12 protein-coding genes are annotated in these 14496 nt (G+C 71.1%); 4 read left to right on the forward strand and 8 right to left on the reverse strand.

Going from position 1 to position 14496, the window contains the following annotated elements; translation table 11 throughout:
* Positions 1-79: 79 nt before the first annotated feature.
* Genes SK854_RS29285 through SK854_RS29295 form a run of 3 tightly spaced genes read right to left on the reverse strand, consistent with a single transcriptional unit; the run spans position 80 to position 3465 of the window.
* Complete coding sequence (locus tag SK854_RS29285; RefSeq protein WP_177320610.1) at positions 80-274, reverse strand: DUF3046 domain-containing protein; 195 nt, start codon at positions 272-274, stop codon at positions 80-82.
* A 9-nt stretch (positions 275-283) separates the two neighbouring features.
* Complete coding sequence (locus SK854_RS29290) at positions 284-1546, reverse strand: MFS transporter (RefSeq protein ID WP_319978340.1); 1263 nt, start codon at positions 1544-1546, stop codon at positions 284-286.
* Positions 1547-1599: 53 nt separating this feature from the next.
* The gene (locus SK854_RS29295; RefSeq protein WP_319978341.1) at positions 1600-3465 is read right to left on the reverse strand and encodes an Hsp70 family protein; all 1866 of its coding nucleotides are present in this window, start codon (positions 3463-3465) and stop codon (positions 1600-1602) included.
* Between the two features lie 97 nt (positions 3466-3562).
* Here SK854_RS29295 and SK854_RS29300 point away from each other — a divergent pair, with 97 nt between their 5' ends.
* Entirely contained in the window at positions 3563-8119 is a 4557-nt protein-coding gene (locus tag SK854_RS29300; RefSeq protein WP_319978682.1) for an ATP-dependent helicase, read from the forward strand.
* 1 nt (position 8120) lies between these two features.
* Here SK854_RS29300 and SK854_RS29305 read toward each other — a convergent pair whose 3' ends face one another.
* From SK854_RS29305 to SK854_RS29320, 4 genes are all read right to left on the reverse strand, one after another.
* A complete protein-coding gene (locus SK854_RS29305) occupies positions 8121-9107 on the reverse strand; it encodes a 1-aminocyclopropane-1-carboxylate deaminase (RefSeq protein ID WP_319978342.1) in 987 nt (328 codons plus the stop codon).
* Entirely contained in the window at positions 9104-9733 is a 630-nt protein-coding gene (locus tag SK854_RS29310; RefSeq protein WP_319978343.1) for a GntR family transcriptional regulator, read from the reverse strand. The genes SK854_RS29305 and SK854_RS29310 overlap by 4 nt, the downstream gene beginning before the upstream one ends.
* A gap of 86 nt (positions 9734-9819) precedes the next feature.
* Entirely contained in the window at positions 9820-10383 is a 564-nt protein-coding gene (locus SK854_RS29315) for a GNAT family N-acetyltransferase (RefSeq protein ID WP_319978344.1), read from the reverse strand.
* The gene (locus SK854_RS29320) at positions 10380-10868 is read right to left on the reverse strand and encodes a YbaK/EbsC family protein (protein ID WP_319978345.1); all 489 of its coding nucleotides are present in this window, start codon (positions 10866-10868) and stop codon (positions 10380-10382) included. The genes SK854_RS29315 and SK854_RS29320 overlap by 4 nt, the downstream gene beginning before the upstream one ends.
* A gap of 203 nt (positions 10869-11071) precedes the next feature.
* Between SK854_RS29320 and SK854_RS29325 the strand changes: the two genes are divergently transcribed.
* Together SK854_RS29325 and SK854_RS29330 are read left to right on the forward strand one after the other, a co-directional pair.
* Positions 11072-11491: an SAV_6107 family HEPN domain-containing protein gene (locus SK854_RS29325; RefSeq protein WP_319978346.1), complete on the forward strand. Its 420-nt coding sequence runs from the start codon at positions 11072-11074 to the stop codon at positions 11489-11491.
* Positions 11488-12234 (forward strand): maleylpyruvate isomerase N-terminal domain-containing protein, encoded by a 747-nt coding sequence (locus SK854_RS29330; protein ID WP_319978347.1) that lies wholly within the window; start codon positions 11488-11490, stop codon positions 12232-12234. Before SK854_RS29325 ends, SK854_RS29330 begins: the two co-directional genes overlap by 4 nt.
* Here SK854_RS29330 and SK854_RS29335 read toward each other — a convergent pair.
* Complete coding sequence (locus tag SK854_RS29335) at positions 12211-13776, reverse strand: alkaline phosphatase D family protein (protein ID WP_319978348.1); 1566 nt, start codon at positions 13774-13776, stop codon at positions 12211-12213. The two genes, SK854_RS29330 and SK854_RS29335, sit on opposite strands and share 24 nt — an antisense overlap.
* Before the next feature lie 24 nt (positions 13777-13800).
* On the opposite strand from SK854_RS29335, the gene SK854_RS29340 reads away from it, so the two are divergent.
* Positions 13801-14295: a VOC family protein gene (locus tag SK854_RS29340; RefSeq protein WP_319978349.1), complete on the forward strand. Its 495-nt coding sequence runs from the start codon at positions 13801-13803 to the stop codon at positions 14293-14295.
* The last annotated feature ends 201 nt before the right edge of the window (positions 14296-14496 follow it).

Here is a 14496-nt window from a genome sequence, read left to right on the forward strand (position 1 = left end):
ACAATTCTGCGAAGCCGGGGGTCGGGGCCACTGTAGCCGAACACGTGTTCGAGCACACGCGACACTCCCGGCACCTCGCTCAGCGGCGATTTTCCGGAACATCGAACGCTTCGCAGACCGCGATCCAGACTTCCTTGCCGCCGGTTCCGGCCTCCAGCGCCTCGTCGGCGGTACGGCCCCCGAGCGACGACAGCACGTGGTCACGGGCGATCATCTCGGCCCTGACCTGGCCGAACTCCCCCGCCATGAGTTTGCGGAACATGGTGATGCGCACCGGGAGACCCTAACGAACGGGCCTGCGCAGCGATGCGAAGAGGCACACGACGAGCAGCGGCAGCGCGATGAACCCGACGATCAGCCCGAGCGCCGCGTACGACCACGCCGTCACGACGATGCCGGACACCGCTCCCCCGACGGCGGCGCCGACGTTCATCACCAGATCGGACAGTCCCTGCGCGGCGGGCCTGTCCTCCACCCGTACTGACTCGGTCAGCAACGCGGATCCCGCCACCATCCCCGCCGACCAGCCGAACCCGAGCAGCGCCAGTCCCGCGGCGAGCTGCGGAGCGTCGTGCGAGGGCGCCATGCCCGCGACCCCGGACGCCGCGACCACCAGCGACGCGCCGATCGCGAGCACCGGCACGCGGCCCAGCCGGTCCGCCATCCACCCGAACAGCGGGCTCGCCGCGTACATCGCGGCGACGTGCAGGCTGATCACGATGCCGACCACGCGCAACGACGACCCGGCGTGGTTCATGTGCACGGGCGTCATCGACATCAGCCCGACCATCGCGGTGTGGCACAACGTCACACCAACGAGTGCAAGTCGTGCCATCGGGCCGAGCGTCGCCCAGACCTTGAGGCCGCGGGGGCTCTCGCCGCTGGCACCTCCCGCGCAGCAGTCCGGAGATTCAACCGGTCGAGTGCTCTTCACGACGACCAGCGGGTCCGGCCGCAGCCCGAACTGGATCACCAGCACGGCGGCGCCGAGCACGACGGCCGCCAGCAGGAACGGCCCCACCCCCGCGGGCAGGCCGAGGGACGCGGCCGCCTTCCCCGCGGGATCGGCGAGGTTCGGGCCGATGATCGCGCCGATCATGGCCGCCCACACCACGCGGGAGAGTTCGCGCGCACGGCGTTGTGGATGCGCCAGATCCGTTGCGGCATAACGAGCCGCGTAGTTCGCACTGGACGCCCCTCCGAACAGGAGGAGGCCCACCAGCAGCACTTGCCACAGACCGAAACCCACGGCGACGGCGGCGATCAAGGCGCCGAGCCCGCCCATGCCGTAGCCGAGGACGAGCGCGGGACGACGCCCGCTGCGTTGCGCGAGCCGGGCGCCGGGCAGGGCGAGCATGGCGGCACCGGCGACGGCCGCGGTCTGCGCCAGCCCGCCGACGGCCTCGGACCCGGAGAGCGACGCGGCGATCAGCGTGCTGAACGCGAGGCCGATCGTCACCGCCGCCGACCCCAGGATCTGGGTGCCGGTCAGGACCCGGACGACCTTGCGCTGCACGCGTTCGACCTGCGGCGCGACGGTCACCATGATCACGATCGTGACACGGCGGGACCTCTCGCCGACAGGTCCATCAGGGGCGGTTACTCCCCCGGTTGCACGGACTTCTCGAAGAAATCGGCCATTTCGTCGGCCTTGAGCTCGTCCGCGTTCTCCTCGGCGGTCTTGGTGAGGATGCCGAACATCGGACGGCCCTTGGCGGTGAACACCAGCACGCCGGTGCCGCTCGACGTGGCCGCGCGGTAGTCGCCCTCCAGGCCGTTGCCGGTCCAGTCGGCCTCGACGTGGTCGGTCTGGAACGACTTCGCGATGGAGGCGGCGTTGTTCTCGGCGCCGGTGACGCTGTCGGTGAGGATGTACTGGACCGCGTAGCCGTCGCGGATCGTGCAGCTCACGACCGTGCCCTTGATCTCCTCCATGCCGGTGATCTGCGCGGAGTCGGCCTTCTCGCAGCCGCCGCCGTCCGGCACGGTGCCCGCGAGCTGGCGCAGGCACTTCGTGAAGCCCTGGCCGTCCTGCGCGGTGTCGTCCTTGCACTCGTCGGCGCTGGGCAGGCTCGGGCCGGACAGCGCGAAGACCGCGCCGATGACGCCCGCCACCACGAGGACCGCCGCGCCGGCACCGATGAGGACCTTCTTGTTGTCCTTCTTCTTCGCCGCCTGCTGCGGGAAGTTCGCCGGGTAGCTGCCGCTGACGTTCGGGTTCACCGCGTACGGGCCGGTGACCGGGTAGGCGCCGCTCGCCGAGTACGAGCCGCTCGGATAGGAGCCGCTCGGGTACGAACCACTCGGGTAGGAGCCGCTGACCACCGGATTCGGGCCGCTGACGTTCGGGTTCACCGGGTGCGGCCCGCTCACGGCGGGGCTGACCGGCGCGGTCACGACCGTGGGCGGCTCGACGTAGCGGGGTTTCTCGTCCTCGGCCCTGAGCGTGATCGACGCCCGGTCCACGACCTGCGCGCCGGTCGCGACGATCGTCTCCGGGTGGTCGGGGTTGGTCGGGACGATGCCGACCTTCTCCGCGATGATCTGCGCGACCAGCGGCATCCGGCAGGATCCGCCGACGAGGTAGACGTGCTCGGGCGTGACACCGGCCCGGTGCACCGTGGAGATGAGCAGCTCGGTGGTGCGGATCAGGCTCGACCGGACCAGCGCCTCCAGTTCGGCGCGCGTGATGACGACCTTCTCGAACGGCTCCGGCATCAGCACCTCGACCTGAGGCAGCTCGGAGAGGTCCTCCTTCGCGAGGCGCAGCTCCTCGCGAAGGCCGAGACGGGCGCGGTGGTCGTCCACCGTGACGGGGCGCATCAGCCGCTGCCAGCCGGCCGGGTCCTTGTGGGAGACCGTGCGGCCGATGTGCTCCAGCAGCGCCTGGTCGACGTCGAGACCGCCGACGTCGCTGAGGCTGCCGTCGGCGAGGATGCGGTGCTGGGCGTCGAGCACGGAGACGTCGAACGTGTCGGCGCCGAAGTCGTAGACGGCGAGCGGGCGGCCACCGCTGAGCGAGGCGACCGCGGTGGCCTCGGGAACCGGCACGAGCTCGCCGGTCATGCCCGCGAGCCTGGCCGAGGACAGCAGCTTGTTGCGCCTGCTCGGGCCCCACTCCGCCGGGTGCGTCAGGCGGATCTCGTCGAGGTGCTCGCCCTTCAGCAGTGCCGTGACGGCCTCCAGCACGCGGGCGTAGATGGCCGCGAGCGCGTCGTTGACCGGCAGGTTCTGCTCGCCGAGCTTGAGCGTCGCCTTGTCGATGTGGCGCTTGGGGTTCGCCTCGTAGCGCGACGGGTCCTGGCGCGACCGCCGCTCCGCTTCTCTGCCGACGCGCAGGGAGCCGTCCTCGTCGAGGTAGACGGACGAGGGCATCGTCGGCCCACCGTCCACATCCACCACGCCGTGGTCGGACAGCACCGCAACCGTGTTGGCGGTGCCCAGGTCGACGGACAGGACGCGCACCGTGCTCCCCTCGCAGACGTACTGCGGTGATCGTGCCACAGAGGGCTTCGCCGGGTGCTCGGACCTGCGCGATCGGAAATTGTCGGACCCCGGCGTCATGATGGTCGCCATGGACGTGATGGAGGCATTCTCACCAGCGACAAGACAGTGGTTCGCCGGTGCCTTCGCCGCGCCCACCCAGGCGCAGACAGGTGCGTGGGCGGCCGCGGCGGCGGGCGAACACGCGCTGGTCATCGCCCCGACGGGCTCGGGCAAGACGCTGGCCGCGTTCCTGTGGGCACTGGACCGGCTGGCCGCCTCCCCGACGCCGGCGGAGCCGAAACGGCGCTGCAGGGTGCTGTACGTGTCGCCGTTGAAAGCGCTGGCGGTGGACGTCGAACGAAACCTGCGCGCTCCGCTGACCGGCATCCGGCAGGCCGCTCACCGGCTGGGGGTGACGGAACCGTCGATCACCGTGGGCATGAGGACGGGCGACACGTCCCCGGAGGAGCGGCGGGCGTTCGGGCGCACTCCCCCCGACGTGCTGGTGACGACGCCGGAGTCGTTGTTCCTGCTGCTCACGTCGTCGGCGCGCGAGTCGTTGCGCGGCGTGGAGACGGTGATCGTCGACGAGGTGCACGCGGTGGCGGGCACCAAACGCGGCGGGCACCTGGCGTTGTCGCTGGAACGGCTGGACGCGCTGCTCGAACGGCCTGCGCAGCGGATCGGGTTGTCGGCGACGGTGCGGCCGGTCGAGGAGATCAGCACGTTCCTCGCCGGTGGGCGGCCGGTGTCGATCGTGCAGCCGAAGACGCCCAAGGTCATCCAGGTCGAGGTGGAGGTGCCGGTCGAGGACATGGCGCTGCTCGGCCAGCCGACGGGTGAGGTGTCGGGGTCGGCCGCCGGAGCCGAGCAGCGCACCTCCATCTGGCCGTCGGTCGAGGCACGGATCCTGGAACTCGTGCGGGCGCACCGGTCGACGATCGTCTTCGCGAACTCGCGGCGGCTCGCGGAACGGCTGACCGCGCGCCTCAACGAACTCGCCGAGGAAGCGACGGAGCTGGAGTCGTTCCCGGCCGAGGCCATCGGCCAGTCGGGCATGACGGTGCAGAAGACCGCGTCCGTCGCTCGCGCGCACCACGGCTCGATGTCGCGGGAGCAGCGCACGGCCGTGGAAGAAGACCTGAAGACCGGGCGGCTGCCGTGCGTCGTGGCGACGTCGTCGCTGGAGCTCGGCATCGACATGGGCGCGGTCGACCTGGTGGTGCAGGTGGAGGCGCCGCCGTCGGTCGCGTCCGGGCTGCAGCGCGTCGGCCGGGCCGGTCACCAGGTGGGCGCGGTGTCGCGGGGCGTGATGTTCCCGAAGTTCCGCGGCGACCTGGTGTCGTGCGCGGTGGTGGCGGAACGGATGCGGGACGGCGCGATCGAGGCCGTGAGGTTCCCGCGCAACCCGCTCGACGTGCTGGCGCAGCACATCGTCGCGATGGTGGCGATGGAGACGTGGACGGTCGAGGAGCTGACGGCGCTGGTGCGGCGGGCGGCGCCGTTCGCCGGACTGCCGGACTCGGCGCTGAACGCGGTGCTCGACATGCTGTCGGGCCGGTATCCGTCCGAGGAGTTCGGCGAGCTGCGGCCCCGGATCACCTGGGACCGGGTGAACTCCGAGCTGCGCGGCCGGCCGGGCTCACAACGGCTGGCGGTCACGTCCGGCGGCACGATCCCCGACCGGGGGATGTACACCGTCATGACCCCGGCATCGGAGAACGGTGCCGGTTCGCGCGTCGGCGAGCTCGACGAGGAGATGGTCTACGAGTCGCGGGTCGGCGACACGTTCCTGCTGGGCACGTCGTCGTGGCGGGTCCAGGACATCACGCACGACCGGGTGATCGTGGTGCCCGCGCCGGGGCAGCCCGCGCGGATGCCGTTCTGGAAGGGCGACGCTCCCGGCCGTCCGCTGGAACTCGGCCGTGCGATGGGCAAGTTCCTGCGCGAAGTGTCCACGATGGAGGACTCGGCGGCGCGTGAACGGGCCAGGTCCGCCGGTCTGGACGAGTGGGCGACGGACAACCTGCTCGCGTACCTGGGCGAGCAGCGGGAGGCCACCCGGCACGTCCCGAACGACAGGATCGTTCTGGTGGAACGGTTCCGCGACGAGCTGGGTGACTGGCGGCTCGTCGTGCACTCCCCGTTCGGCGCCCAGGTCAACGCGCCGTGGGCGCTCGCGATCGCGGCACGCCTGCGGGAGAAGCGCGGGGTCGAGGTGCAGGCCGCGCACTCCGACGACGGCATCGTGCTGCGGCTGCCCGATGCCCTGGACTACGAGGGCGTGGAGGTGACGGCGGGCGCGGAGGACGTGCTGCTCGATCCCGACGAGGTCGAGCAGATCGTGGTCGCGGAGGTGGGCGGCTCGGCGTTGTTCGCGGCCCGGTTCCGCGAGTGCGCCGCGCGGTCCCTGCTGCTGCCCCGCCGTGATCCACGCCGTCGCACCCCGTTGTGGCAGCAGCGGCAACGGTCGGCGCAGCTGCTGTCGGTTGCCTCGAAGTACGAGAGCTTCCCGGTGGTCCTGGAGGCGATGCGCGAGTGCCTGCAGGACGTGTACGACGTGCCGGGCCTGCGGGAGCTGATGTCGGACGTCCGCGCGCGCAAGGTGCGCGTGGTCGAGGTGGAGACGCAGTCGCCGTCGCCGTTCGCCCGCAGCCTGCTCTTCGGTTATGTCGGCATGTTCCTCTACGAGTTGGACGCTCCGCTGGCGGAACGACGTGCGGCGGCGTTGTCGCTCGACTCGACGCTGCTCGCGGAACTGCTGGGCTCGGAGGCGATCCGCGAACTGCTCGACCCGGAGGTCGTGGCCGAGGTCGAACGCAGCCTGCGCCGTCTCTCGGAAGACCGCCGCCCGCGTCATGCCGAGGACACCGCGGACCTGTTGCGGTTCCTGGGAGATCTCTCCGACGCGGAGGCGCTCGAACGCGGTGTGCCCCGCGAGTGGCTCGACGAACTGGTGGCCGCGCGCCGGGCGATCCGCGTCCGGATCGCCGGTGAGGAACGCACGATCGCGATCGAGGACGCGGGCCGGGTCCGGGACGCGCTCGGTGTCGCACTTCCGGTCGGCGTGCCGGAAGCGTTCACCGAGCCGGTGGCGGATCCGCTGGGCGACCTGCTGAGCCGCTACGCCCGCACGCACGGGCCGTTCCCCGCCTCCGAACCCGCTGCCCGCTTCGGTCTGGGCGTGGCCGTGGTGACGGGGGTGCTGGAACGGATGGCCGCCACGGGCCGGTTGGTGCGCGGTGAGCTCCGTCCCGGCGGCACGCACACCGAGTACTGCGACGCGGACGTGCTGCGCCGCCTGCGCCGGGCCTCGCTGGCCCGGCTGCGGTCCGAGGTGGAGCCGGTCGAACCCGCCGCGCTCGGCCGGTTCCTCCCGCAGTGGCACGGCCTGGGCCGCCGGTTGCGGGCGGCACCGACGGTCGACGACGTGTTCTCGGTGGTGGAACAGCTCGCTGGAGCGCCACTTCCCGCGAGTGCCCTGGAATCGCTGCTGTTCCCGTCCCGGTTGCCCGGCTACTACCCGGCGTTGCTGGACGAGCTGACGGCGTCCGGCGAGGTGACGTGGACGGGGTGTGGCGCGCTGGCCGGTGGCGACGGCTGGATCGCGCTCGCCCCGACCGACGTGGCCGATCTGCTGCTGCCCGACCTGGTGCCGGAGTCCATTCCGGAGTCGCCGCTGCACACGGCGGTGCTGGAGGCGTTGTCCGGCGGGGCGTTGTTCTTCCGTCAGGTGGTCGATCGGGCCTCGCTCACCGTGACGTGCACGGACGCCGAAGTCGTCGGCACGCTGTGGGATCTGGTGTGGGCGGGGCTGATCACCAACGACACGCTGGCGCCGCTGCGCGCGCTGGTGTCCGGTGGCGGGGCGGCGCACAAGCCTCGCCGCACTGCCCCGCGCGGCCGCTACGCACGGCTGCGCGCCGCTCGTCCCGACATGCCTTCACGCACGGGGCCGCCGACCGCGGCCGGTCGCTGGTCCCTGGCGGTCGCGCCGGCGCAGGACCCGACCCGCCGGGCGCACGCTCGCGCCGAGGCTTTCCTGGAACGCCACGGCGTGCTGACCAGGGGCGCGCTGGACACCGAGCGCGTGACGGGCGGGTTCAGCGGCGTCTACAAGGTGCTGCGGGCCATGGAGGAGTCGGGTCAGGTCATCCGCGGTTACGTCGTCGAGGGGCTGGGCGCGGCCCAGTTCGCGGCGCGCGGCGCGGTGGATCGCCTGCGGGCGTTGTCCCGTCCTCCTGGTCAGCCGTCCCAGACCGACCAGGCCGCGGTGGTGCTCGCCGCGGCCGATCCCGCCCAGCCCTACGGTGCCGCGCTGGCGTGGCCGGATCCGTTGGGCGAGGGCAAACACCGGCCGGCCCGCAAGGCCGGCGCGCTGGCGGTGCTGGTCGACGGCACCCCGGCGCTCTACGTCGAGAGAGGAGGTAAATCGCTGCTGTCGTTCACCGACGACGAGCCGACCCTGCGCACCGCCGCGAACGCCCTGAGCCGGGCCGTCCGCGACGGCTGGCTGGGCCAGCTCGCGGTCCAGCGAGCCGACGGCGAGGTCGCGCTGACCTCGCACCTGGCGACGGTCCTGCAGGAAGCCGGTTTCCGCGCCACGCCGAAGGGTCTGCGCCTGCGCGCGTGATCTACGCGGGGAACAGGGAGCTGTAGGCGTTGAGCGCCGGCTGCCCGCCGAGGTGGGCGTAGAGGACCGTGCTGTCGCGGCCGATCTCCCCCGACGACACGAGGTGAATGAGCCCTGCCAGGGACTTTCCCTCGTAGACCGGGTCGGTGATCATGCCTTCGAGGCTCGCGCCCAGGCGCATGGCGTCCATGGTGGACTCGTCGGCGATGCCGTAGGTGCCGGCGTGGAAGCGGTCGTCGAGGAGGATGTCCTCTTCGGACACCGTGACCTCGCGGAGCTTGGCGGTGTTGTGCGCGATGCGGGTGATCTGGGCGAGGGTCTCGGCGGGTTTGGCGGACGCGTCGATGCCCAGCACGCGGCGGTTCGGGTCGTTCGCGAAACCGGCGACCATGCCCGCCTGGGTGCTGCCGGTGACCGAGCAGACGACGATGGTGTCGAAGAAGACGCCGAGCTGGGCTTCCTGCTGGCGGACCTCGTCGGCCCAGTTCGCGAAGCCCATGCCGCCCAGCGGGTGGTCGGAGGCGCCGGCCGGGATCGGGTAGGGCTTGCCGCCGTTCGCGCGGACCTCTTCGATCGCCTGTTCCCAGGCGGGTTTGACGCCGATGCCGAACTCGGCGCTCACCAGCCGGACGTCGGCTCCCATCATGCGGCTGAGCAGGATGTTGCCGACCCGATCGCTGCCGACGTCGGCCCAGTCGACCCAGCTCTCCTGCACCAGCACGGCTTTCAGGCCTGCTCTGGCCGCGGCGGCCGCGACCTGGCGGGTGTGGTTGGACTGGATGCCGCCGATCGACACGAGGGTGTCGCAGCCGGTGGCCAGCGCATCGGCGACGAGGTACTCGAGCTTGCGGGTCTTGTTGCCGCCGTAGGCAAGGCCGGAGTTGCAGTCCTCGCGCTTGGCCCACACCGCGGCGCCGCCGAGGTGGGCGGTGAGGCGGTCCAGGCGGTGGACCGGCGAGGGGCCGAAGAGGAGCGGGTATCTGTTCACAGTTCGTCCTCCAGGGTGTTCCAGTTCGCGTCGACCAGGGTGGCGGCCAGTGTGGGGTCGCCCTTCTCGCACGCCTCGATGATCTGCTGGTGCTGGGTGACGGAGTGGCGGCCGTCCGGCGAGGAGAACCGGCTGTGCTCGGCCCGGCGCACCAGCGGGGTGAAGCGGTCGATGGTCGCGGCGATCGCGAAGTTGTCGCAGCGGTGGACGGCCACCGCGTGGAACTCGTCGTCGGCGGCCAGCGCGGCGACGGCGTCGTTGGCGTCGAGCGCCTTCTTGAAGGCCTTGTTCGCGGCGCGCATCGCGGCGATGTCCTCGGCCGGCATCTTCGGCACCGCGATGCCGATGGCGAGGGCGTGCATGGACTGGACGACGACGAGGGCGTCGCGCACGGGTTCCGCTTCCAGCGCGGTGACGCGGGTGTACGCGTGCGGCTTGGTCTCGACCAGGCCCTCGTCGGTCAGCGTGGCGAGTGCCTCGCGCACCGGGGTGCGGGACAGGCCGAGCTTCTCCGCCAGTTCGACGTCCTTGATGGGCGTGCCCGGCTCCAGGTCGCCGCGCACGATCGCCGCTCGGATCTCGGCCGCCGCTCGCTCCTTCAGTGACCCATATCCAATATATTGCATATCAGTGAGAGTAGGACGCAGGCCGGGTGATCGCAACAACAAGCCCCCGAGCCACAGCGCGACTCGGGGGCTTGGGCGGCTCTGGGTTAGCTGACGGGAAGGGTGCGGCCGAGGACCGCGAACGGCCGTGGGTCGCCGGTGAACTGGTAGTGCCGCAACACGTCCACGAAGCCGACGCGGCGGTAGAGCTTCCACGCCTTGCTCGGACCTTCGGGCGTGGACAGCAGCACGCGGGAGGACGACACGCCCTCCATCAGGCGGCGCAACAACTCCTCGCCGAGGCCACGGCCCTGAGCGCGCGGCAGCACGTGCAGTTCGGTCAGCTCGAAGTAGTCGGTGAGCCAGTCCTCGACGACGGTGGGCGGCGAGACCTGCATCAGCCCGCGCCGCACCTGCTCGTGCCACCACTGGCCGGCCGCGCCGCGGTAGCCGTAGCCGATGCCGACGAGTTCGTCCTGCTCCCCCAGCGCGACGACGCAACGCCAGTCCTCGCGCATCATGTGCGCGAGCCACATCGGGGCGCGCTGCTCGACGGTGCCGGGCGGGTAGTTCATGGCCGTCACGTACAGCGCGAGCGCTTCGCCCAGCCGCACGTTCAGCTCCGAGGCCGTCATCTCGACGATGCGCTCCAGGCGCGGCGAGGCCGTCATGCCGTCACCACCGCCACGCGTCCACCCGTCAGCGCCACCAGGTCCGCGAAGGTCGTGGGGTAGACGGCGTGCGGATGACCCGCCGCCGCCCAGATCTCCTCGTAGCCGGACAACGCCTTGTCCACGACTGTCTCGATCGGCGCCGGGTGCCCGACCGGCGACACCCCGCCGATCACCTGGCCCGTGTGCTCGCGGACGAACTCCGGGGCAGCGCGCTTCACCGCGTCCGCGCCCACGAGTTCGGCCACCATCGACGTGTCCGCGCGGTGTGCGCCCGAGGTCAGGACCAGCAGCGGGGCGGCGACTCCGTCACGCACCGCGGCGAACAGCAGGCTGTTCGCGATCGCGCCTACCTGCACGCCCACCGCTTCCGCGGCGGCCGCCGCGGTCCGCACGGCGTCCGGCAGCACGACGATGCGTTCGGCGGTGGCTGACGGCAGGGCTTCCGCGACCTTGCGGATTCCAGGGTGTTCGAGCGCACTCACGTATCCATCAGACCACGACTCGCGCCCACGTGGTGGGGCGGGTTGAGGAATCCATCGGCCGGGAGCTACGCTGACGAGGACTCGAACATGTGTTCGAGTCTCACCATGCCTCGGAGGTGGGGTGGGGGAAGCACCCCACCTCCGAGAGCCGCCGGCTTCCCCTCGGCGGTGACGTCGTTCACCGACGCCACGAGGAGGCCGAGATGACAGCCGATCTTTCGAATCCGGCAGCCTTCCCCATCCCGTTGCCACCCGCGTCCGCGCTCGCCCTGCTGCGGCAGGCCCACGACTCGCTCGCCGAGTCGGAGCGGACGCCCGAGCCCCCGCAGCGGTTCGCGACCGCTTATCTCGCCGCACTGCGCGCTGCCGCCGCGGTGCTCGCCTTACGTGGACGACCCCATCGCGGGCGGTCGAGGCCGACCAGCGCGTGGGTGCTGCTCGGCGCGCTCGCGCCGGAGATGAGTGAGTGGGCCGCTTTCTTCGCGTCGTGGTCGTCCACGCGGGCTGCCGTGCTCGCGGGGATCACCCGGCACGTTGACGCGCGCACGGCCGACGACCTGGTGCGCCAGACCCATCAGTTCGTGCTGCTCGTCGACCGCGTGATGAGCGAGGAGAAGCGGTGAACTCTCTCGACATCCTGCGTCGTGAGGCGGAACTGCTCGCCATGTCCGCGATCGGCCAGCCACCGCACAAGGGCGTGCCGGCCTGTCCCGGTCTGAACCTCGGGGAGACCGTGCGGCACATCGGCGGTGGCTACCGCGGCGTGCTGGCGTGGATCAGGCTCGGCCGGGAACCCCGGGCCGGGGAGTGGCAGGACTACCCGGCGCCCGGCGAGGACACGCTCGACTTCATGCGGTCGGGCGCGGAGGCCGTGATCGCGGAACTCGAAGCGCACGACGAGGACGAGCCGTGCGCGACGTGGTGGCCTGACCGGCAGAACTACGGGTTCTGGCGGCGACGGCTCGCGCATGAGACGACGGTGCACCGCATGGACGTCCAGGGCGCCTCCGGCGTGGAACCCGGCGCCGTCGCCGACGAGGTCGCGATCGACGGCGTCGACGAGGTGCTCACGTTGTGGCTGGGGCACAAGCTGGACGTGCTCGGGGTGCGGGGGTCGCGGGAGAGCCTCGTGGCCATTCAGGTCGAGGACCACCTGTGGCTCACGCGCTGCGGCCCGCGCGGCGCGTCGGCGTGGCGCGTGGTCGACCCGGAGGACGCGCACGCCGCCGACGCGCAGGTGTCGGCGAGCCCGATGACGATGTACCGCTGGCTGTGGGGCCGGTTGCCCGACCGCCTGGTCACGACGGTCGGCGACGACGACGCCATCGCGCAGTTGTGGGCGCTACTGCGGCTCGCGACCAAGTAGGACGGACGCGGTCTCCTCGCCCGTTGCCGACAGCAGCCGGTAGCGGGCGCGGGGGCCGTCGAAGTCCAGCACTGCCACGGAGTTCCCGAAGTGCGGGCCGCTGGTCTTGCGCCAGTGCACCAGGTCCTCCGGCACGCCGGCCAGCGTCGCGAGGCGGCGGAACACCCACGAGGCCCCGCGCGACCACGACAGCCGGAACCCCGGCCGCAGGAACTTCGGCGCCTCGTTGTGGATGGGCGAGCACACGAGTTGCGCGACCACGGCCTTGGTGGGCTTGGGGAACTCGGCCTCGGCGACATAGCTGTGGTGCACGTCGCCGGACAGCACGCAGACCGTCGCGGCGCCGTTGCCCGCGGCCTTCTCGATCATCCGCGTGAGCCGGTCGAACGACTCGCGGAACGCCGGCCAGTGCTCCAGGTCGACCACCTGCCTGATCGCCTCGGCGGCCTTGCCCTGCCAGCCCGGTTTGCGCGCGCCGATCTCGTTGAGGGACTGGAAGTGACTGAGCGCGTGCGGCATCAGCCACGGCAGCGACGAGCCGATCAGCAGGTGGTCGATGTCGCCGCCGGTGTTCTGCTCGATCCAGTCGAACTCGGCGTCGCTGACCATCTGCCGCCTGTCCTCTTCGAGGATGCGGCCGCAGCGCGTGTCGACCATGAGCAGCCGGGCGCGGCCGAAGTCGCGGCGGAAGCTCCACCACGTCGACTTGCGGCCCTCCACCTCCTTGTCCGCCTCCTCGGCGAACTCCTCCAGCAACGGCAGCACGTCCGTTTCCTGGGCTTTCACCTTGGCGTACAAGGGATTCCGCGCGAGCTCGTCCGGGCTGAGGTTGCCCAGGTGCTGGTAGACCCAGTACGAGGAGAGGGCGCCGCGGATCCGGTCGCGCCACCACGGCTTGTCTGCCATCTCCGCGCGCCACGTCGCGGAGGTGTTCCAGTCGTCGCGCACGTCGTGGTCGTCGAAGATCATCGCCGTCGGCACGACCGACAGCAGCCAGCGGATCTCCGGGTCGCCCCAGGTCTCGTGGTAGAGACGGGCGTACTCGCCGAAGTGCACGACCTCGCCGTCCGGTTCCTCCGTGCCCTGCCTGCGCTCCCGCAGCCACTGCTTGGTGGCCTCGGTGGGTTCGTCGGCGTAGACCTGGTCTCCCAGCAGGATCAGCGCCTGCGGCCACTCGTCCTCGGGCGTCTCCATGAGCCGTTGCGCGAACGCGTCGAGGGCGTCGGGGCCGACGGGCTGGGTCGGCGCGGCGCGGCACGAGCCGAAGGCGATCCGGCGGACCTCACCGGTGCGGATGACCGGTTTCGGGAACCCGCTGCCGGATTCCGGCCAGACCTGTTCGCCGTCGAGCCGGACGTCGTATTCCGTGCGCTCACCGAGGTTCTCGAGTCTGACGAGCGCGAAATGCTGCCGTCCCGCCTGAAACGTGCGCGCGGTGTTCCCCGCGATCACGACCTCGCACGCGGCGTCCGTCTCGACCCACACCGTCGCGGACGATTCGTCGACATGCCTCAGGAGGGGTCCGAGCACCAGCTTCGCCACGCGCGAGACAGTACCCTCGTACGCGTGGAAATCACGTTCGAGGCGGCGGATCCCCCGGCCCTGGCCGCGTTCTGGTCCGAGTTCGCCGGTGACGAGATCGAGCTGACGTTCGTGTGGAACGACGCCCCGAAGATCGAGAAGAACCGGGTGCACATCGATCTGGCCTCGTCGTCGCCCGAACACCAGGCGGACGTCGTGGCGCGAGCGCTGAAGCTCGGCGCCGAACTCGCCGACGTCGGTCAGGGCGACGTGCCGTGGGTGGTGCTGCGCGATCCGCAGGGCAACGAGTTCTGCGTCCTCGAACCCCGCCCCGAATATCCCGGCGTGATCGCGGCCGTCGTCGTCGACTCACGTGATCCGCTGGAGTCGGCCAGGGCGACCGGGCATCCGGTGGTGCGCGACGGGGACGGCTTCGCCTCGGTCCGGCCCGAGCCGGGTCCGTGGCTCGAGTTCGTGCGGACCGACGACCCGGAGCCGATCACGAACCGCGTGCGCGTCCGGTGGGCCGACCCGGCGTAACGCCCTAAAGCGCATCCGGAGTTCGCTCGCGAACTCAAGGCGCAAGCGGCCGGCACCGGCAAGGACAGCAGCCTCCACCCTCGCCTCACCGATGATCACTGACATCTGATATATCAGCCTACCGATATATCAGTTATGCAAAAGACGTTTGCGGACGTCCGCAAACGTCTTTTGCATAAGGGTCGATCAGCGCAGTTCAGA

Source organism: Lentzea sokolovensis (genome assembly GCF_033949975.1).
GTDB classification, from domain to species: Bacteria; Actinomycetota; Actinomycetes; order Mycobacteriales; family Pseudonocardiaceae; genus Lentzea; species Lentzea sokolovensis.

Bases quoted from the DNA above. Each gene is read 5' to 3' on its own strand.
- SK854_RS29290 (WP_319978340.1), bottom strand. From the start codon at position 1,546: ATGGTGACCGTCGCGCCGCAGGTCGAACGCGTGCAGCGCAAGGTCGTC.
- SK854_RS29300 (WP_319978682.1), top strand. From the start codon at position 3,563: ATGATGGTCGCCATGGACGTGATGGAGGCATTCTCACCAGCGACAAGA.
- SK854_RS29310 (WP_319978343.1), bottom strand. From the start codon at position 9,733: ATGCAATATATTGGATATGGGTCACTGAAGGAGCGAGCGGCGGCCGAG.
- SK854_RS29315 (WP_319978344.1), bottom strand. From the start codon at position 10,383: ATGACGGCCTCGCCGCGCCTGGAGCGCATCGTCGAGATGACGGCCTCG.
- SK854_RS29325 (WP_319978346.1), top strand. From the start codon at position 11,072: ATGACAGCCGATCTTTCGAATCCGGCAGCCTTCCCCATCCCGTTGCCA.